Origin of the sequence: Oceanospirillum linum (assembly GCF_001995095.2) — a bacterium.
Classification (GTDB): domain Bacteria; phylum Pseudomonadota; class Gammaproteobacteria; order Pseudomonadales; family Halomonadaceae; genus Oceanospirillum; species Oceanospirillum linum.
In genome coordinates this window covers 170,726-189,373 of record NZ_MTSD02000005.1, presented here as the reverse complement: position 1 = coordinate 189,373, position 18,648 = coordinate 170,726, and the positions used below count along the sequence as shown (strand labels likewise).

Annotated in this window: 17 protein-coding genes and 1 tRNA gene; 6 read left to right on the top strand and 12 right to left on the bottom strand. The window is 48.4% G+C overall.

Annotated features, from left to right (window positions below; all coding sequences use genetic code 11):
- Window positions 1–95: 95 nt before the first annotated feature.
- Window positions 96–653 carry a tripartite tricarboxylate transporter TctB family protein gene (locus BTA35_RS12555; RefSeq protein ID WP_078320152.1) on the top strand — a complete coding sequence of 186 codons (558 nt, stop codon included), beginning with the start codon at window positions 96–98 and terminating at the stop codon, window positions 651–653.
- Between the two features lie 4 nt (window positions 654–657).
- Window positions 658–2,214 (top strand): tripartite tricarboxylate transporter permease, encoded by a 1,557-nt coding sequence (locus tag BTA35_RS12550; RefSeq protein WP_078320151.1) that lies wholly within the window; start codon window positions 658–660, stop codon window positions 2,212–2,214.
- A 233-nt stretch (window positions 2,215–2,447) separates the two neighbouring features.
- Here BTA35_RS12550 and BTA35_RS12545 read toward each other — a convergent pair whose 3' ends face one another.
- The 4 genes from BTA35_RS12545 to nhaD form a co-directional block, all read right to left on the bottom strand.
- Window positions 2,448–3,236, bottom strand: coding sequence for a response regulator (locus tag BTA35_RS12545; protein ID WP_078320150.1), 789 nt, complete (start codon window positions 3,234–3,236; stop codon window positions 2,448–2,450).
- Between the two features lie 118 nt (window positions 3,237–3,354).
- Window positions 3,355–4,167, bottom strand: a complete 813-nt coding sequence (locus BTA35_RS18500) for a sensor histidine kinase (protein ID WP_238377587.1) — start codon at window positions 4,165–4,167, stop codon at window positions 3,355–3,357.
- Window positions 4,168–5,028, bottom strand: a complete 861-nt coding sequence (locus BTA35_RS18495; RefSeq protein WP_238377586.1) for a PAS domain-containing protein — start codon at window positions 5,026–5,028, stop codon at window positions 4,168–4,170. It abuts the gene before it with no gap.
- Between the two features lie 129 nt (window positions 5,029–5,157).
- Window positions 5,158–6,408 (bottom strand): sodium:proton antiporter NhaD, encoded by a 1,251-nt coding sequence (gene nhaD, locus BTA35_RS12535; RefSeq protein ID WP_078320149.1) that lies wholly within the window; start codon window positions 6,406–6,408, stop codon window positions 5,158–5,160.
- 273 nt (window positions 6,409–6,681) lie between these two features.
- Here nhaD and BTA35_RS12530 point away from each other — a divergent pair, with 273 nt between their 5' ends.
- Window positions 6,682–8,172: a protein adenylyltransferase SelO gene (locus BTA35_RS12530; RefSeq protein WP_160055198.1), complete on the top strand. Its 1,491-nt coding sequence runs from the start codon at window positions 6,682–6,684 to the stop codon at window positions 8,170–8,172.
- 128 nt (window positions 8,173–8,300) lie between these two features.
- Here BTA35_RS12530 and BTA35_RS12525 read toward each other — a convergent pair whose 3' ends face one another.
- Window positions 8,301–10,412, bottom strand: coding sequence for a methyl-accepting chemotaxis protein (locus BTA35_RS12525; RefSeq protein ID WP_160055201.1), 2,112 nt, complete (start codon window positions 10,410–10,412; stop codon window positions 8,301–8,303).
- Window positions 10,413–10,923: 511 nt separating this feature from the next.
- Here BTA35_RS12525 and BTA35_RS12520 point away from each other — a divergent pair.
- Entirely contained in the window at window positions 10,924–12,090 is a 1,167-nt protein-coding gene (locus tag BTA35_RS12520) for a DNA cytosine methyltransferase (RefSeq protein WP_078320147.1), read from the top strand.
- Window positions 12,083–12,862: a PmeII family type II restriction endonuclease gene (locus BTA35_RS12515; RefSeq protein WP_078320146.1), complete on the top strand. Its 780-nt coding sequence runs from the start codon at window positions 12,083–12,085 to the stop codon at window positions 12,860–12,862. Before BTA35_RS12520 ends, BTA35_RS12515 begins: the two co-directional genes overlap by 8 nt.
- Before the next feature lie 89 nt (window positions 12,863–12,951).
- Here BTA35_RS12515 and BTA35_RS12510 read toward each other — a convergent pair whose 3' ends face one another.
- The 4 genes from BTA35_RS12510 to BTA35_RS12495 all read right to left on the bottom strand — a co-directional run bounded on the left by BTA35_RS12510 (window position 12,952) and on the right by BTA35_RS12495 (window position 14,822).
- Window positions 12,952–13,137, bottom strand: coding sequence for a hypothetical protein (locus BTA35_RS12510; protein ID WP_078320145.1), 186 nt, complete (start codon window positions 13,135–13,137; stop codon window positions 12,952–12,954).
- Window positions 13,138–13,511: 374 nt separating this feature from the next.
- A tRNA-Ser gene (locus BTA35_RS12505) sits at window positions 13,512–13,599 on the bottom strand.
- Window positions 13,600–13,759: 160 nt separating this feature from the next.
- The gene (locus BTA35_RS12500; protein WP_078320144.1) at window positions 13,760–14,212 is read right to left on the bottom strand and encodes a YiiD C-terminal domain-containing protein; all 453 of its coding nucleotides are present in this window, start codon (window positions 14,210–14,212) and stop codon (window positions 13,760–13,762) included.
- Between the two features lie 49 nt (window positions 14,213–14,261).
- Window positions 14,262–14,822: a nitroreductase family protein gene (locus BTA35_RS12495; RefSeq protein ID WP_078320143.1), complete on the bottom strand. Its 561-nt coding sequence runs from the start codon at window positions 14,820–14,822 to the stop codon at window positions 14,262–14,264.
- 183 nt (window positions 14,823–15,005) lie between these two features.
- Between BTA35_RS12495 and BTA35_RS12490 the strand changes: the two genes are divergently transcribed.
- Entirely contained in the window at window positions 15,006–15,794 is a 789-nt protein-coding gene (locus BTA35_RS12490; RefSeq protein WP_078320142.1) for a hypothetical protein, read from the top strand.
- 95 nt (window positions 15,795–15,889) lie between these two features.
- Here the strand turns inward: BTA35_RS12490 and queF are convergent, their stop codons facing one another.
- From queF to BTA35_RS12475, 3 genes are read right to left on the bottom strand one after another with little or no spacing between them, the layout of a single operon-like run.
- Window positions 15,890–16,762 carry an NADPH-dependent 7-cyano-7-deazaguanine reductase QueF gene (gene queF, locus BTA35_RS12485; protein WP_103989737.1) on the bottom strand — a complete coding sequence of 291 codons (873 nt, stop codon included), beginning with the start codon at window positions 16,760–16,762 and terminating at the stop codon, window positions 15,890–15,892.
- 3 nt (window positions 16,763–16,765) lie between these two features.
- Window positions 16,766–17,539, bottom strand: coding sequence for an ABC transporter permease (locus BTA35_RS12480; protein WP_078320140.1), 774 nt, complete (start codon window positions 17,537–17,539; stop codon window positions 16,766–16,768).
- A complete protein-coding gene (locus tag BTA35_RS12475) occupies window positions 17,540–18,514 on the bottom strand; it encodes an ABC transporter ATP-binding protein (RefSeq protein ID WP_078320139.1) in 975 nt (324 codons plus the stop codon).
- Window positions 18,515–18,648 lie beyond the last annotated feature (134 nt).

Sequence of the window (18,648 nt, the reverse complement as noted above, 5' to 3'; positions counted from 1 at the left end):
CCCTCCGGCTACATTGCAGAGGCGGGCAGATAAACATTTTCTGAACTGTATTCAATACCTTTTCCGGGGACTTTTGTCTTCGGCTGGAGTTTGTCATGTCTAACCATCAGACACCTGCACAACCTGCTTCAGGTGCAAACAAACCACCCTTAAGCCTGAATAAAGATCTGATCGGCGGTCTGATTTTTCTGGCACTGTCGATCGGATACGGGTTATCAGCGCAACTGATCCCTTATTTCCCCGGCGATGAGTACGAACCCTTTACCGCCAGCACGCTACCTTATGTTCTGGCGGTATTAGGAACCGTACTGTCGGCTACCCTGGTCATTAATGCCTGGCGGGAACAGCAAAAAAACTCTCAGGAACAGGCTGCTCCCAAACTGAAACCGATCCAGGGTTATGACTGGTCCACAGTAGCAAAACTACTGGCAATCATGGTGATCTACGCCATGGGCCTTAAGTGGATGGGTTTTGTTATCGCCACCACCTTCTTCCTGTTTGCCGGTTTCTGGGTACTGGGTGAGCGACGCAAGAAGATCCTGTTTGGTGCATCGCTACCTTTTGTTCTGGTTTTCTGGTTTGCACTGACACAACTGCTGGATATCTATCTGGCACCTGGGCAACTGTTTGCCCTGATCGGTTTCGGAGGATAAGCCCATGTTAGACGGTATTTTGACAGGCCTGGGCACTGCCGTAATGCCTATGAATCTGCTGATGGTTTTCGTCGGCTGTTTTGTCGGTACGTTTATCGGCATGTTACCGGGGCTCGGGCCTATTTCGGCCATCGCCCTGATGATTCCTATTACTTATGGTCTGGAGCCTTCATCGGGCATTATTCTAATGGCGGGTGTTTACTACGGTGCTATCTTTGGGGGATCAACCTCTTCCATTCTGATCAATGCGCCGGGCTGCTCCAGTACGGTCGTGACCGCCTTTGATGGTTATCCGATGGCCCAGAAAGGTCAGGCGGGTAAAGCTTTGGCTCTGGCAGCCTATGCCTCTTTTACCGGTGGCACGATTTCAGCTATTTTCCTTTTAGTGGCAGCACCGGCGCTGGCCAGTGTGTCTCTGAGCTTTCAATCAGCGGATTATTTCGCCCTGATGGTTCTTGGCCTGACCGCTGTTGCGGCTTTCTCAGGCAAAGGGCAAGTACTTAAAGCTCTGCTGATGACCGTGTTGGGCCTGATGATCTCAACCGTGGGTACCGACCGTTCAACCGGTGTTGAGCGTTTCACCTTTGGCTATATTGATCTGATGGATGGCATCAGTTTTCTGCTGTTGGCGATGGCGACCTTTGCACTGGCAGAAGTTGTAATGGCGGTTCTGAAACGCGACCATTTAAAAGAGGAAGAGAACCAAACAGACTCCAGCCAGATCGGCAGTATGGCCGTTACTAAAGAAGAAGTGAAAGAGGTGGCCCCTACGGCACTGCGCTCTTCCGTGCTGGGCTTTATTGTCGGTGTTCTGCCGGGTGCCGGTGCGACGATTGCTGCCTTTTTGGCCTACGGCATGGAGCGTAATCTGGCGAAAGCGAAAGAGAAGCTGAAGTTCGGCTCCGGCTCCCTACGTGGCCTGGTTGCACCGGAAGCAGCAAATAACGCATCCTCATCCGGCTCTTTTGTACCCCTGCTAACACTGGGTATTCCCGGATCAGGCACCACAGCTATCATGCTGGGCGCACTGATCGCCTACGGTATTCAGCCGGGTCCGCGCATGATGATCGACAACCCGGATGTGTTCTGGTCGGTGATTGTGTCTATGTATATCGGCAATATCGTCCTGCTGATTCTGAACCTGCCGCTGATCCCTTATATCTCCAAGCTGTTGATGATTCCCCGTACTGTCCTGGTGCCGATGATTCTGTTCTTTGCCATCACGGGTGTTTACCTGGTGTCATTCAATACCTTTGATATCTATATGATGGTGGTGTTCTGTGCTGCCGCCATTGGTCTGAGAATGCTGAACTTCCCGATGGCACCGCTTCTGCTGGGTTTTGTACTGGGGGGACTGATGGAGAACAACCTTCGTCGTGCACTGATGATCTCTGATGGCAGCCTTTCTTTTCTTTGGGAGCGCCCGATTACACTGGTCATTGTTTGTATCACGGTACTGGTTCTTGCCGCTCCGGTTATTCAGCGACTACTGCAAAAAAAGCGTAATCAGTCAGCCCCTGATACAGAGTTCAGTGCCGTGAATAATGAAAAAAAAGCATGAGCTGAACAAACTTAGTACCGGGAGAAAAACGTGAATGATCCAATTAAGAAACCGTCATTCTTTGATGAGTAAGAATAATTCAGGAACTTTTACCTCCCTAAGAATCTAAACCACCGTTGCTCACCTGAGCGTTATCTCTCATCAGGTGTGTATACATTCGGAATGGGTCGAGCATTCGTGCTCACTTTTAGCCGGTTTCCTACAGAGGAATGCCGGCTTTTTTTCTTCGTTATTTAGTGGCCAATACGCCGATATCGCCGCTCAGGACGCCCCACACTTCCATAGCTGATATCCGCTTCCAACTGTTGATTACTGACCAGATACTCCAGATAGCGGCGGGCGGTGGTGCGACTAACCCCAACCATCCGGCCAAGAGTCTCTGCGTTAACCAGGTCAGCCACATCTGAATCAAAAGCAGCTCTGACCTTATCCAGCGTTAATGCATCGATGCCTTTAGGCAAACTCTTTTGACTAAAACCTGATGTCGGAGAAGCTACAGCATCTGAGGTAGTAGCCTTCAGCACAGGTGCTACATCGCTGCGGGGCATCAACTGATCTACATCCTGCTGTGCAAGGCTGCAGTCAGACTGCACCAGAGTTTCCAATTTCTGACGGTGGTGACTGTAATTCTGCAAAGCGGCCTGCAGGCGATCAAAAACCAATGGCTTGAGAATATAGTCAAACACACCGCCGCGCAGAGCAGCCTGAAGTATTGCAGCTTCTTTGGCAGCCGTTACTAAAATAACATCCGTTGCCTGGTTCCGGCCTCTTAACTCCTGCAGCAGCTCAAGACCAGTGCCTTCAGGAAAATGAATATCCAACAAAATCAGATCCGGCTGCAGGATCTCTGTCAGATCCCGGGCCTCGCCCAGTGTCAAAGCGATCCCTTCCACCTGAAAACCCGGTATTTTCTCAATAAAGCGCTGCTGAATTTCAGCGATACGCCGGTCATCCTCGGCGATCACAATGCGATAGGGAGCGCGATCAGATGATCCGTCCGGTGTCGGCAAAACCTGTGTCATACGTGTCAGTTACCTTTCTCGTAGGGGCGTCTTATCAGGTTATTCTCTGGCTTTTATGGCACGCGTCTATTGGCGGTCTGTTAATTATAAAGAGAAAAAAATTATACACCTTACCATCCTAAGCTTCCGCCTTAATGACCTGCTTCGGAATATAAACCACCGCACGGGTACCTTTTGGTTCCAGCGGCTCCAGAGCTATATCACCCTGTAAGCGATTTAGCGCCTGAGCCACCAGGTACAGTCCGTAGCCATGATTCTGTCCCGGTTTACTGCTGACACCTTTTGCGAACAACGCTTCGACCAGCTCAGGATCAACTCCCGGGCCTTCATCTTCCACTTCAAAGATCAGATCATGACCCAAATCGGTCATCGACAGTCGAATCTGTTTGGCATTTCCCACGGCCAGAGAAGCATCCATCGCGTTATCCAGAAGATTGGCCAGAATAGTCACCAGAAGCTCCCTCGGCAGGTCATCCGACAGATCCTGCATCTGGCTTTCCGGGTCAATCTCAAGGTTCAGTCCCAGTTCACGGGCTCGATTGTATTTCCCAAGAATACAACCAGAAAGCAGAGGATCAGGTACAGCGCTAAGCAGAAAGTGCAGTAACGTCTGATGATCACGGGTTTCCTGGCCAATTAAGTCAATTGCCTGATCAGTCGCTCCGATCTGAATTAAACCTGAAATGGTATGCAGCTTGTTGGAGTACTCATGGGCCTGACTGCGTAACGTATCCGCATAAATTTGCATTCGGTTTAATTGGTCCGTCATCCTGTCCAGTTCATCTTTCAATCTGAAACTGGAAACAGCCCCGATAACTTTTTCCGGCCCATGGCCACTGGCGTTCTGAAATAAAGGAATCCGGTTAACCAATACGCGCTGCCCACCAACGATATCTTCTTTATCCAGAATAGGTTTTCCGGTCTGTATCACCTACAAGAGATCACTGTTGGCCTGAAAGTCACGAATATTCCGTCCTAACATACTCTCTCTGGGATCAAGGCCAAAAATATTAAGCGCCGCCTCGTTGAAGGTTGTAATATCGCCCTGTGGATTAATAGCGATAATTCCCTCTCTTACAGACTGCAATATTGCATTTCGCTCCTGAAAAAGGCGGGCAATTTCTTCGGGTTCAAAGCCAAAAATAGCTCGCTTAAAATAATCACTGATTAATTTGGCCAGTATAAGACTGACCAACACCGTAGCCGCCGAGAACCACCAGATCCCCGTCTGGTAATGCCCAACAACCTGGTCCACCTGATTCAGCATGTATCCGACGGAGATAATACCTATCACCTTCCGGGGACCCTCTTGCCCAGTGGAGAAAACCGGCACTTTGCCTCGCACCGAGGGCCCAAGACTGCCGATGGCCGTTGAGACATACTCCTCACCTGACTCCAGTGCACGGGCATTATCTCCACCTACCATTTTTTTTCCGATTCTGTCCGGTAAAGGATGCGCGAAACGAACACCATTTTCATCGCCAACCACGATAAATCGGGCACCAATGGCCGAACGCACCTCCTCCACCAAAGGCTGAATTTTACGGCTATCATTCTCTTCCAGACCTTCCTGAATCTGTGGCAGGCGGGCGACGGCGCGGGCCACATCCAGCGCCTGCTGCCCCATCTGAGTTTCCAATGTTTGTGCGATAAAGTTCAGAGAGATCGTTCCCATGGTCAAGGTCAGCAAGAGAGCAAACCCGCCCAGCAGGATCAGCATACGGGCCTGCAAATTAAGACGAAAGGAGAAGCTAAGAGACCGGGAAAGAGAAAGACGGGCGATAGAAGACACAGATAGCTCCTGCCATTCAGCTGTCGGAGTAAAAAGGGTGTTTCAGTTAGTATGACAGAAAGCAGACAAGCCAGCATAGCCAGCCTGTCTTATGGTATTTGGGTATAAGCTATCAACGGCTGTTCAGGATCAGAACATCCAGTGACCCAGCACCCAGGCTCCGGCATAACCGATGGTATAAGCGACCAGCAGAGGCAAAATAAAGCGTACATAACGACCAAAGGTCAGCGCGCCAATTTTGCTCATCATGACGATACCAGCAGCAGAACCAATGACCAGCAAAGAGCCACCGACACCAACAGCGTAAGTCAGCCCCATCCATTCCTGGGTGGTCATATCGATACCGGACTTCAGCACAGCCGCCGTTAACGGTACGTTATCAATACCTGCCGATAAGACGCCCATCATATAGTTCGCCAACACCGGAGGCATCAGTTCGTAGAGACTCACTAAGGATTCCAGGACACCGATCTCTTTCAGCATTCCCACCAGTAGCAAAATCCCTAAGAAGAAAAGCAGCGTTTCAAACTCAATCACCCGAATGTAATCCATAATCGGGTCTTCATCGTCATCTTCAAAAAAGCGCGCCACCAGAAACATCAGTGACATGCCTGCCAGGAAGGTCAGCATTGGCGGAATATGAAACAAGGCATTGAAGGCGATCGTCAGCAAAATGGTGCTTAGGAACACGACGGCAATAATCAGATCGACTTTACGGATTGGCGTCATCCGCTTCTCAATGACAACATTCCCTTTAAGACCGAAAGAGAGCATCAGGGTCAGTGCGACCACCCCCAGCAGTGCAGGCAGTGACAGGTAAAGTAGCTGCAACACACCGACATGGCCGGAGAGGAAAATCATCAGAGTGGTTACGTCACCGGTAATCAGTGCCACACCACCGGAGTTCACCGCAAAGACCACCAGTGCCGCAAAACGCAGGGTCTTTTTCGCCTCAAGATTAAGGGAGAGTATCAACGCAGCAGATACCAGGGTAGCCGTGATGTTATCGGCAATGGAGGAGAAGATAAAACAGAACAGGCCAGTGAGTACCAGCAGCATCTTTTCCGAGATACGCGAGGGTAAAAACAGATAGATCAGGTTTTGAATCAGCCCTTTTTTGTTTAGGTAGGCAACAAAGGTCATCGCAGCAACCAGAAACAGCCAGAGCTCGGCAATCTCAGATATGCTCTCAGATAACCCTTCTTCAATGCGGGCAAGCCCCGCATCACTCTCGGGGAAGATAAACATCAATAACCAGGAAACGGTGCCCAGAAACAGCGTTACCTTAGCTTTATTGATATGAATTACTTCTTCAAAAACAACACCTAGTAGCGCCAGAAAAGCCAGCGCCAGCAGGATCGTATGCAGCAGTTCGGTCATTGGGGGCCTTCTTGATTGTTATCTTTTTATTAGCTGCAGTCATGACCGCTGATTGCACGCACTCTGAATAAAGTGTCTGAAAGACAGGCTCATCAGCGGTCTATGATGCAGTGCGGCAAATTTTAGGACATCGATTATAGGCCTAAAAACCAGGCAACGGGTATAGGCTTTAAGAGGTATTTTTTAACTGAGGCGACCTGTAAGTCCTTTGGATAGACAATTCCGACTAAAAAACTATGATATAGACTCAGCCCATTCAGAGAGAGCAGCATTTTGAGTACTCCCGCAAACTCTCAGCCGGTCACCCTCACCCCTCTGAATCAGCTGCAGCTGACCAGCCATTACCGGCAATTGCCAGCACATCACTATCAGTCCCTGACACCATCGCCACTCAATAATCCCTGGGTCGCCAGCGTCAACCACGATGTGGCACAAAAACTGGGACTGGATCTGAACTCTCTTAATCTTCAGGAACTGGCAGAGTTTGCCAGTGGTCAGAGACTGTTCAACGGCAGCGAGCCTTTGGCAATGAAATACGCAGGGCACCAGTTTGGGGTTTACAATCCACAACTGGGGGATGGCCGAGGTCTGCTGCTCGGTGAGCATCTCGGGCCCGATGGTATACTGAGGGATATTCATCTGAAAGGCGCAGGTAAAACGGCTTACTCCCGGTTTGGGGATGGTCGAGCTGTTTTACGATCCAGTATTCGGGAGTATCTGGCCAGTGCGGCCATGGCAGGTTTGGGTATTCCAACCACTGAAGCACTCTGTATTGCGGGTTCAACGGATACCATATTACGGGAAGGCTTTCCGGAGCCCTGCGCAACACTACTGCGGGTGACACCCTGCCATATCCGATTCGGTCACTTTGAACACCTTTACCACAACCGTAGATTCGACGAACTCACTCAGCTGACCAACTACGTGATCCATCGTTATTTTCCCAAGTCAGCCGAAGCCGATAACCCACCGCTTACTCTGATTCGGGAGGTGATTCTCCGTAACGCTACCCTGGTCGCCCACTGGCAGGCCTATGGCTTTGTACATGGCGTCATGAACACCGACAACATGTCAATTATCGGTGAAACATTCGACTACGGCCCCTTTCAGTTTATGGATACTTATAAAGCTGGTCTGGTAAGCAATCACTCTGACCATCAGGGACGCTTTGCTTTTAAGCGCCAGCCGGATGCCATGCAGTGGAACCTGCTCTGTTTAGCCCAGTGTTTTATGCCCATGGTATCCGATGATAAAAAAACGGCTCAATCATTACTGGAAAATGAATTGCGGCGCTTCTCAAAACTCTATCAGCAGGAATACCTGATGCTGATGCGCAAGCGTTTAGGCCTGCAGGCGTATGAGCAACCGTCGGTCGATCAGCAAGCCTCTGCACAGCAACTAAAGGATACCAGGGACAGCCAGTTGATCGAGGATCTCTGGCGTCTGCTGGAAGCTCAGAAAACCGATATAACCCTGTTTTTTCGCTTGCTTAGTGAGACACCGGTTAGCGAGCAACAGGATAAGCTGGCTACGACCTGTACCTATCCATCAGCTTTTGAGCTTTGGCTGAGGCAATACCATCAGAGAGTCACAGAAGACCATCAACCAGAAACAGAGCGCCTGGCTAAAATGCAAACGGCAAACCCGGTTTACCTGCTCAGAAATCATATGGCTCAGGCAGCGATTGAGCAGGCTGAGAAGGGCGATATGACACGTATCAATGAGCTGCTGACTGTGCTGCAGAGCCCCTTTAGCTACCGGTAACAGCAATCTCAGTATGCAAGAGCAGCCACAAAAAACCCCCAAAGCTGATTAGTCAGCTATTGAGGGCCCTTTTAAACACAGATTACCAAACAGCGCTATTTCAGGGCGCATGTCCCGGCAGGGAAGTACTACACTTTAAGGCGACTCAGCTGCTCATCCAGCAACCCAACAACCTGTGTCAGTTCCTGACGGACACCATCAATCGTATGGGCCTGATCGTTCAGCTCCTTCGCAGTGTCACCTATGCCGACAACACTCCGGCTGATTTCATGATTCACCTGGCTTTGCTCTTCAGCTGCCGACGCCACCTGTACCGTATTATCAGCAATGAGATTAACCTGAGTAGCCAGCTCTTTCAGGCTATCAACACTATCTGCAATACTTTGGGTCGTCTCTTCTGAGCGGCTCTTATTTGCTTCAATCTGCTCTACCGCTTCACCAACGTTGCTTTGTAAGCGTTTCACCAGCTCATTAATCTCTTCTGTAGACTTCTGGGTATTAGCAGCAAGCGTACGTACCTCATCAGCTACAACAGCAAAGCCACGTCCCTGGTCTCCGGCACGGGCAGCTTCGATCGCCGCATTCAGGGCCAATAAATTTGTCTGCTCAGCAATATCCGAGATCGTCTTCACAATCTGGTTAATATCATCACTACGGGCTGATACTTTAGCGATACGCTTACTGTTCTCTGCCATAGCCTGAGCAATAGTCTGCACCTGCTCCACACTGTGATCAAAGCTTGCCTGAGTATTTTGCAGAATTTTCTCTGAAACCTGAGTTCCTTCCGCACTGGTGGAAGCAAGGCGCGCAACTTCAGCACTGGTTGAAGCCATCTCTCCCATTGCAGTGGCCACACTATCCGTTTCAGCGGTTTGCCGGGCGATGGTCTCTGAGGTAATGGTCGTTGCTTCGCTCAGCAGGTTTGTTTGTTTCTGCACCTGTAAGCTTTGCTCCTGTAGCGCAAGAATCATATCCCGCAGCTTAGCAATAAACTGGTTAATTCCCTGACCTATTTCAATCAATTCCCGATGATTTTCAACCTTAAGCGTCTGCGTCAGATCACCATCAGCACTACTGAGGTTAAAAACACGCTCACGCATCTGATTTAAAGGGCGCGTAATCGTACCAACAAAAATAATAATGGCTGCTACGGCTAAGCCAATAATAACCAATGAGAACACCAGCAGGGTTCCCTGGGTATTACGTACATCTTCCTGCAGATCTGCTTTAAGCTGGTTAACGCCAGCAAAAGCCACTGACTCAGGCACAGTCAGTATCAGGCGCCACCGAGTGTTCGGGGCTTCAATCTGCACAGGCTGATCTGCAATTAACAGCTCATTATGTTTGAAAATTTCACCATTTTTGCCCTGAATCGCATCAGAAAACACCTGACTGGCTTCCGTAAGCGGACGGGATAGTTTGTCCGTATACTGGCTACTGGCTACAATGCGGCCTTTAGATGTAATCAGATGCAGCTGAGCCTGCCCGCCAAACAGTTTTGAAGACATCTCTTTCATCAGTTTTTGCAGCACGGGCAAGTTGATGTCTGAACCGGCAACCCCGACAAACTGCCCTTTACGTACCAGAGGTGTTACCAAACTTGTCATCAGAACTTCATTGCCGGGCTCTATTTCATAAAGATAAGGCTCTACAATGCAGGGTTTACTGGTTTCGTAACTGCACAAATACCATTCAGACTCCCGGTCGCCCAGATCGTTAGGTGTCTCCGAATACTTGGATTGAGGATCATCCGTTACGTAGTGCGTCAACGAACCGGCTTCACGTACCCAATAGGTCTCCAGTGTTCCAATCACGGTTGTATGATCGCCCGTTCCAACCATTAGCGCATCTTCATCGCCATAACCATTTTTCTCAAACTGAATATAGGCAGAACTGACCAGAGGATTCGCCTCGAGAGCCTGACGCACCATGACCTTAACCTCATCACGGCTCATCCGCTTGTCGGGATCATCCAGACCCGCGCTAATAATTCGATTCATTGTAACCGGCGTATCAAAAGCCCGATTCATATAGCTGCTGACCTCAGTACTGACACGGTATGAAGCCTGCCTGAGAATGCTGAAAACCCGATCCCGGCTGGATACTGAAATCTGGCTGATAACTTCATCAGATGTATGCTTCATAGCATTACTGGCAACCCATGACAGCCCACCTAAAGCCAGTGCAAGCAGTAGTAAAGAGAACAAAAGTAGTTTATTTCGTAACGACCATGTTTTCATAGATAGGCATCTCATTAACGATCAGGGTTATTTACTACGCAGAGTCAGAATCACATTTAGCGCAGTCAGGTTTGTAGTCCATACCACCAAGATACTTAACGTTACATGATGGAGGCAAGATATATTAACTATATCTAAAAGAAGACGTCACAAACCAAAGCTCTTATAAAGCTTAGCAGCTGATTATGACTTTGCCGTTAACTAAGCATATAAGCCATGGTAGTTCGCTTGAGGGGATCTGCTAAGAAAGCATGAGTCAGCAACAGGATGAATGAGAGTAAGGTAACTAGAGAGGGTAAGCCGCCTGTTTCTTTTGAGAGCTGTTAAGACGGGGTAACGGGGGAATCAGCTGGCGAATATGCGTTATACAGGGTTTCGAAAATTTGTGGTGAAAATTTGAGCTGATAATTATGACAGATGGCTCCAAACGCTTTAGAATTCCAATCCTTTTGAAAGCAGCCTCCTCTCCAGCGTAAGCTGACTTAACACTTGAAGTTAGAAGTCTAAACCAATGCAAAATGTAAGGTCTCTATCGAACACACCAGCATATCCTGTAATTTCTCTGTTCTCAGGAGGAATGGGACTTGATATTGGCATGGAGCAAGCTGGCCTACATGTTGCCGTTTCTCAGGATTTCGATAAGTGGTGCATCGAAACTATTCGGGCTAACAATCACAAAGCAATCGAAGGCGACATTCGGGAACTCATTGAACAAGACCCATCGTGCAACTTCCTTCTAGAAGAGGCCAAAGTTCGACAAGAAGATGTCTTTGCCGTTGTTGGTGGCCCTCCTTGTCAAGCATACTCTACGGCAGGCAGACGCAGGGGAGAGCAGGATGAAAGAGGACAGCTATATCAGCAATTTGTACATGTAGTGAACTCTGTTCGACCTCGCTTTTTCGTCATGGAAAATGTAAAAGGCTTGGCTTCAATGATGGTGGATAATGGAACTGTGTTTGAACGCCCCCTTCTAGAAGTCATTCTAGATGAATTCAGACGTATTGGTTATCACACTGTCCATGACGTTGTAGATGCAGTGCATTATGGAACCCCTCAATTTCGAGAAAGACTTATTATTATCGGCAGCAGAGACAACGAACCAGTTTATCTTCCAATGCCTACCCACTTTCACTTCCACCAAAATCCGGCAATGCGTTGGAAAACATTAGGTGATGCACTGGCAGGCCTTAAAGATCCTGGCCCAAGTGGGAAGTTATCCGAAAAAATTCTCAAGTACCTCAAATTAGTTCCTGAAGGCGGGAACTGGAAATCTCTCCCTCAGAATTTAGTTGAAGAAGCTATGGGAGGTGCATACAAATCAGGGGGCGGCAAGGTAGGCTTTTTTAGACGGCTCAGCTTCAATGAGCCATCACCAACACTTGTCACCAGTCCATCTCAAAAAGCAACATTGCTAGGACATCCTCGTGAGTTACGACCTTTATCAGTCAGAGAATATGCGCGCATCCAAGGGTTTCCTGACCACTGGATTTTCAAAGGATCTCTAGCCAACTGTTACAAACAAATTGGTAATGCAGTTCCAATTCCATTAGGGAAAGCTATTGGCGAAATGCTAAGAGCGGTTGCTCTGGGGAACTCAAAAGTCAATTCAAAAAGAATGCGAGGGACATCAGTCCACAACAAACTTAAGCAATACCAAACAGGGAGCAGACATGATTAAACAGGATGCACTGGATCGAGAAATTAGTCGATTACTTAACATTCTTTACGAGAAACGCTTTGCCAAACTTGATGAGATCGACCTAAAGAGACTACTGAAGAAAAACCCATATCTATTTCGTTCTATAGGGCTAAATGATTCATCTGAGCTAATCGAGGCCATGCTCGATGCCTTCCTATCTAGTTCAGACGAAACTCTTTTTGGAAACGATTTCTTTGAGCCGCTAGCCTTTTGGACAGCTAAGAATGCTGTTTTGGTTGATCACGAAAAAAGGGAATCTGTAACTGTCGGTAGCGCATCTGGAACAGACCTTGCCATCGAAACTGCAAACTCATATCTAGCTATTGCAGTTAAGTCTGGAACCAACATCTTTAACTCGCAAAGCACGAAGGGGCAATCAACTGAATTTCTTGAGTTAAAGTCTCGCCTAAGAAAGCTAGGAAAAGAGATCCGCCCTATTATTGGCTATGGCTATGGCAGAAACAAAGCCGCCAAAGCGTCAAAAACGGAGAAACATGCAGGACAGGCCTTCTGGTACTTACTGTCAGGTGAGAAGGATTTCTATCTGAGAATTTCAGACTCGATTGGTAAATTTGCTCTAGAACATCGTCAGCAATATATGGAGTCTTATAAAAGAACGAAAAACCGCCTTCTCAAACAACTAGCGATTAACTTTGTTGACGATAGCGGTGAACTCAACTGGCATAAGATTGTTGAGTACAACAGCAGCATCGACAAACCCTGTAAATTGCTAGAGCCAACAAGCAACTAGCCTCAGATATACCGAATATAGGCCTACCACCGAAACTCCTTTCTGACACATAGTAGGTCTTATTATTTCTCACCCCAAGTATTCAAAACTTAAAACTCAACCCTGTACTCAATCCTATCAATAGCCTCTTTCAGCTCACCGATAAACATCTCAAAGTGCAGTCCATAGGAATCAGCAGAGGTTCTACCCTCCTGATCGCGCCAGCCGCCAATCAAATCAGCTGTTTCCTTAGCGATGTCAAAGCCACGGGCATTCGCTCTGAACGCATGTCTCAATGAGTGGAAGTTTCTTAACAGTTTCTCCCCCTGTATCCGGCTTCAATCCCAGTTTATCCGGCATCCTGTTAAAGCGCCGATTGAAGGTACGGGAGTTTGCACAGATGGAATGTCCCCATCATTCTCAATTTCAGATAAACAGGCATCAAACCAACGATCTCAGTATCTTTGGGGAATCAGGCAAAAGACTGCACGTGTACTCGATCAGAGCACTCTCTTTTGAGTATTCAATAACAAGCTGACGTGTTGCTTCAGATATGTCAGGCCTCGAAGGGACTTCTTGATCCATCGCGTACCGATAACGCCACGAATGTCTTCAGGGATTTAAACGAAAAAGCCCGCTGATTCATAGAATCAGCGGGCTTTAGAATTCGTGGCGGAGAGGGAGGGATTCGAACCCTCGATACCTTTCGGTATACACACTTTCCAGGCGTGCGCCTTCGACCACTCGGCCACCTCTCCGCAATATCTTGCCTGAACAACAACAGTCGCTCAACAGATGGCGCGTATTATAGGGAGGGGTTTCCCCCAGAGCAAGCTTTTTTTGGTGTTTTTTATAACTTTTTTATAAATCTCAAGTACTTACCCTTCAATGGAACCAGCACCAACTCTATGCAGAGCTTTAGCTGTCCAATGCAACATAATCACCACTATAACGAACGGCAAGCACATCACCCTGACTGATTTCCGCCACTATGGGTAAGCGGCCTCGCCCTTTACTTTGCACCTTATCGATCAGAAGATCACTACCCTTCAGGTCAGGGCAAAAGCAACGGACAACAAAATCAGAAGTCACTGGTGCAAAAAAATCGATCGTACCGGTTTTAACCACAACATTTCGCTCAAGATCCGCTTCAATCAAAAGCAGAGTTGTCAGCGCCCAGCCTGCCAGTGTGCAAAGCCCACTAATAGAACCGCCAAACCCTGTTCCTTTATCATTCAGATTAGGTGCCAGGGAAACATGAAAACACACTTCATTGTTCTCAAAAATTACCCGGTTCAGCCCCAGATGATTCACCAGAGGAATGGATGATTTAACATGGTCTAAAAATTGATCAACCCGAGCCTGATGCACTGCTCACTCCTGTTTTGTTGCTGTGTTACTTTTTTGCAGAGACCAGCTATCAACTCCAACGCTCAACAAAATCTTCAGTACTGTGTTCAGGCAGAGGTTTATTACGACCTTCAACATCACCAATGTAGAGATAGCCAACGACCTGGTCTTCACCTTCAAGACCCAGTTCCTGATTCACGACAGGATCAAATGCCACATCACCGGTACGCCAGATCGCCCCCAAATTCTTTGCATAAGCTGCCAGCATCATGTTCTGTGCAGCGGCTCCGGCAGAAAGCACCTGTTCAATGACAGGAACCTTCGGGTGGTCCTCTGTAACCTTGGCGATCACAGCAATAATCAAAGGCGCTCTTAATGTCATCATGCGCACCTTATTCTGCTGGGCTTCATCAGCCTGCGGGTTACGGGCCATCAGCCCACGAAAAAATATCTCCCCCAGACGTTCACGCCCGGCACCGGAAAACTCGATAAAGCGCCATGGACGGATACAACCATGGTCAGGAGCCCGTAAGGCAGCCTGATAAATAAATTCCAGTGTATCAGCATCTGGTAGCTCACCGGCCAGCTTGGGATGAGAATTTCGATTTAAAAGTAAAGTATCAGCTTGCATATAAACCCCATTTTTCGACCCAATAGATGCATACATCCTACTGGTATAAAGCGCCCATAAAGTGACAATAACCACTCTGATAAGCTGTATTCCGGCTTATTTTCAAGCCATTAAAACCAGCATAGAGCTTACCAGCAATACAGGTTATGATGCCAAGATCTGAGTCTTTAAGGAAACGTTGACATGGTTCTGTCCACTTTGGCACTTGTTGGTATTATACAGCTCTTCCTGCTGCTGGCGGGAGGCATATTCTTTCTCTTTTTACATACCCGCTTTCTGAAAAAACAGATTCGTATTCTTCGCGGCGAAGATCAGAATGAGACAGATACCGTGCCACCACCAGTCGCCGCCATGACGGAAAGTCATGAGTCCGGTTCCTCCATCAGTACCGAGGAAGGGCATGACTCCCTGGCACTCGACCCGGAAGAGGCCATACAACCATCAGCCTCTCTGGAAGCATCCGCAGACCCGTCACCACAAATGGAGGGAGCGGGCTTTATTCCGGTTAGTCCCAGTTTAAGCGAAGAAGACTCTGTCAAAGTTACCGGGGAGATTAGTGAGCTGCGAAATATGCTCAATGAGAAGCTTCTGCTAACGGCTAATTTACGCAAACTGATCGAAGGCTTACTTGAAAACCCTGCTAGTGCCGAGAGTACCGTAGACATCGCAGAGCAACAAAACAGCTCGCTGCTCGACTTAGAAGAATATATCAAGCTGAGCCGCAAAGAAGCCGCTGCTGTCGAAGAGAAAATAACGCATTACCGCGATCAGCTGACAAAGGCCAAGGTATTATTAAGCCGTTATAAAGAGCAGCATGAACAGGACATAAAACAGCTGAAAGAAGAACATAGCGCATTAATCGGCCAATCTGAAGAAACAACCAGCCAGGAGGAACCTGAGACGGCTCACACCTCCGAACCTGAAGAACAGGTGCACCAGGAACCCCATCCTCAAACAGATAAGCCGGAATAGTTTCTTCGGGATACCCGAGGCACAAGATACAAATGCCGGTAAAAAGATTTTATGCTTTAGTTACCGGCACTTCCTGCATCTGAACGCCAACAGAACTATTGCCGGACAAAACGCCGGTTTTCCAAATCCGGGCGATTCGAAGAACGCCACGGGTTAATATCCAACCCACCCCGACGGGTATAGCGTGCGACCACCGTCAACTCTTCCGGCTTGCAGCGCTGACTGAGATCTACAAACATGCGCTCGACACACTGCTCGTGGAAATCATTGTGCTGGCGGAAGGAGATGATATAGGCCAGAAGCCCTGCTTTATCGATCTTCTTACCGGTATAGCTGATCTCAACCGTTGCCCAGTCCGGTTGACCGGTTACCGGGCAGTTAGAACGCAGCAGATGGCTGTAAAGTGTCTCCTCGACAATCAACTCGCTCTGGTTCTTCAGCAACGAGGGCTCCGGGTGGTAATGACTTACCTCGATATCCAGACCATCAATACAACGACCTTTGGGCTCGACCACCTGAAGCGCTATTGCACCATCCAGACCATGCAGTTCAACCATAACCGGAGCACCTGCCGCTGAGGACAGATCCTTTTCCAGCGTTGCCTGAAGCTCATGACAGCCAGACAATTTAGTCTGGTTAAAGGAGTTGAGATAAAGCTTGAACGATTTGGACTCAATAATATTTTCCGAATCCGCCGGAATTCGAAACACGGCAACTGCGACTTCAGGCTTGCCCTTAGCATTCAGCCAGGATAGTTCAAAAGCATTCCAGATATCCTGACCAAAAAAGGGTAAGCCCCCCTCTTCTGCATCCAGCTGCCCAAGACCGATCTCATCACGTTTCGGCTGGCGGGGAATCGGAAACAACAGACCCGCATCGTACTGATCAACATATTGAGTTTCTTTACCCAGCAGAGACGTCTCTGGGCTGGCTTGCTCATCCCTATGCACTTGCTTCGAATCACTCATCATTTAACTCCGAATGCCTTTACCTTTATTGAGTAGTGTCAGACAGAGGGTGAACATCGCCACAATAAAGACAGCAACAGCGGACAGGGCGTAGACCACATCAATATCTGATACACCAAGAATGCCGTAGCGGAAGGTGTTCACCATGTAGAGAATCGGGTTCAGCATGGAAACACCCTGCCAAAAGTCCGGCAGCAAAGAGATGGAGTAAAACACGCCGCCCAGATAAGTCAGCGGCGTCAGAATAAAGGTCGGCACGATAGAGATATCATCGAAACTGCGGGCAAACATGGCGTTCACAAAGCCGCCCAGGGCAAACAAAATCGATGTCATCAGCACCACCAGAATCGTGATCCAAAGGTTGTGCAGATGCAGATCCGTAAAGAACAGGGAGAGGACGGTTACGATAAAGCCTACGGTCAGGCCCCGTGCGACACCACCCAGTACAAAGCCGCTTAAGATGATCCAGTTTGGCGTCGGAGAAACCAGCAACTCTTCGATACTTTTCTGAAAGCGCGCCCCATAAAAGGATGACACCACGTTGGAGTAGGAGTTAGTGATCACCGACATCATGATCAGCCCCGGTACAATAAACTGCATATAGGAGAAACCTCCCATCTCACCAATCCGACTACCGATCAGGTTACCGAAGATGACAAAATAAAGCGTCATCGTGATCGCCGGAGGCAGCAGCGTCTGAGCCCAGATACGGGTAAACCGGCTGATCTCTTTTTGCAGAATGGTGGTAAACGCAATCCAATATTCCTGAACACTCATTTATGCAGACACCTTATCTTTTTGATCTGATTCCCTGTTTGCAGCACCTTGTTTGTTACGATCCTGCTCCACCAACTCAACAAACAACTCTTCAAGCCGGTTCGACTTAGTCCGCATAGAGCTGATACCAATACCGACTGTGTTCAGCTGAACAAACACATCATTCAGGTGCTGCCCACGTTGCATTACCACCTCAAAGCTGTGCTCATCAAGCAGCTGGGTTTCAAAGCCTTCAACCTGAGGTGCCTGAGTCAGTTTTTCTACCGTGTCCATAATGAAAACCTCGGTATTCAGTTGCTGCAGCAATGCTTTAATCGTGGTGTTCTTCACAATATCTCCCTGGTCAATAATGGCGATATTGCGGCACAGACTTTCAGCCTCTTCCAGATAATGAGTGGTGAGAATAATTGTAGTGCCTTCCTCACGGTTGATCTTCTTGATGAATTCCCACATGGAGCGGCGCAGCTCAATATCCACACCGGCAGTCGGCTCATCCAGAATCAGCAGGCGCGGTTTGTGAATCAAAGCCCGTGCAATCATAAGTCGACGCTTCATACCGCCTGACAACATACGCGCAGCATTATCGCGTTTATCCCACAAGCCTAACTCTTTCAGAAAGGTCTCCGTCCGGGCTTTGGCTTCTGCACGGGGGATTCCGTAATAACCTGCCTGGCTCAGGACAATATCCTTCACCTTCTCAAACTGATTAAAGTTAAACTCCTGAGGCACAACCCCCAGAAAACGCTTCGCTTTGGAAAAATCCTTATCAATATCAACACCAAAAATCGAAACGCTGCCTTCCGACTTATTTACCAGAGAGCTGACAATGCCGAGGGTTGTGGACTTGCCTGCGCCATTTGGCCCAAGCAGAGCAAAAAAATCCCCCTGTTCAACATCCAGATCAATGCCTTTCAGGGCGACAAAACCATTGCCGTACACCTTTTTCAGGCCACGTATGGAGAGTGCTTTGGTCATTAAGAACACCTTTTGACAATTCAGTGCGCTGACAGGCATAAAAGCTAAACCTGCAGAATAGGGAGCGATACGGGAAGCCCGTATAGTCAGTGGCAGAGATATAAGGGCTCTGTGGGAGATTACAACCGTAGGCT

Excerpts from the sequence above, each read along its gene's own strand:
- BTA35_RS12495 (WP_078320143.1), bottom strand. The coding sequence starts at position 14,822 with ATGCAAGCTGATACTTTACTTTTAAATCGAAATTCTCATCCCAAGCTG.
- BTA35_RS12545 (WP_078320150.1), bottom strand. The coding sequence starts at position 3,236 with ATGACACAGGTTTTGCCGACACCGGACGGATCATCTGATCGCGCTCCC.
- BTA35_RS12520 (WP_078320147.1), top strand. The coding sequence starts at position 10,924 with ATGCAAAATGTAAGGTCTCTATCGAACACACCAGCATATCCTGTAATT.
- BTA35_RS12555 (WP_078320152.1), top strand. The coding sequence starts at position 96 with ATGTCTAACCATCAGACACCTGCACAACCTGCTTCAGGTGCAAACAAA.
- BTA35_RS12550 (WP_078320151.1), top strand. The coding sequence starts at position 658 with ATGTTAGACGGTATTTTGACAGGCCTGGGCACTGCCGTAATGCCTATG.
- nhaD (WP_078320149.1), bottom strand. The coding sequence starts at position 6,408 with ATGACCGAACTGCTGCATACGATCCTGCTGGCGCTGGCTTTTCTGGCG.
- BTA35_RS12475 (WP_078320139.1), bottom strand. The coding sequence starts at position 18,514 with ATGACCAAAGCACTCTCCATACGTGGCCTGAAAAAGGTGTACGGCAAT.
- queF (WP_103989737.1), bottom strand. The coding sequence starts at position 16,762 with ATGAGTGATTCGAAGCAAGTGCATAGGGATGAGCAAGCCAGCCCAGAG.
- BTA35_RS12525 (WP_160055201.1), bottom strand. The coding sequence starts at position 10,412 with ATGAAAACATGGTCGTTACGAAATAAACTACTTTTGTTCTCTTTACTA.
- BTA35_RS12480 (WP_078320140.1), bottom strand. The coding sequence starts at position 17,539 with ATGAGTGTTCAGGAATATTGGATTGCGTTTACCACCATTCTGCAAAAA.
- BTA35_RS12515 (WP_078320146.1), top strand. The coding sequence starts at position 12,083 with ATGATTAAACAGGATGCACTGGATCGAGAAATTAGTCGATTACTTAAC.
- BTA35_RS12490 (WP_078320142.1), top strand. The coding sequence starts at position 15,006 with ATGGTTCTGTCCACTTTGGCACTTGTTGGTATTATACAGCTCTTCCTG.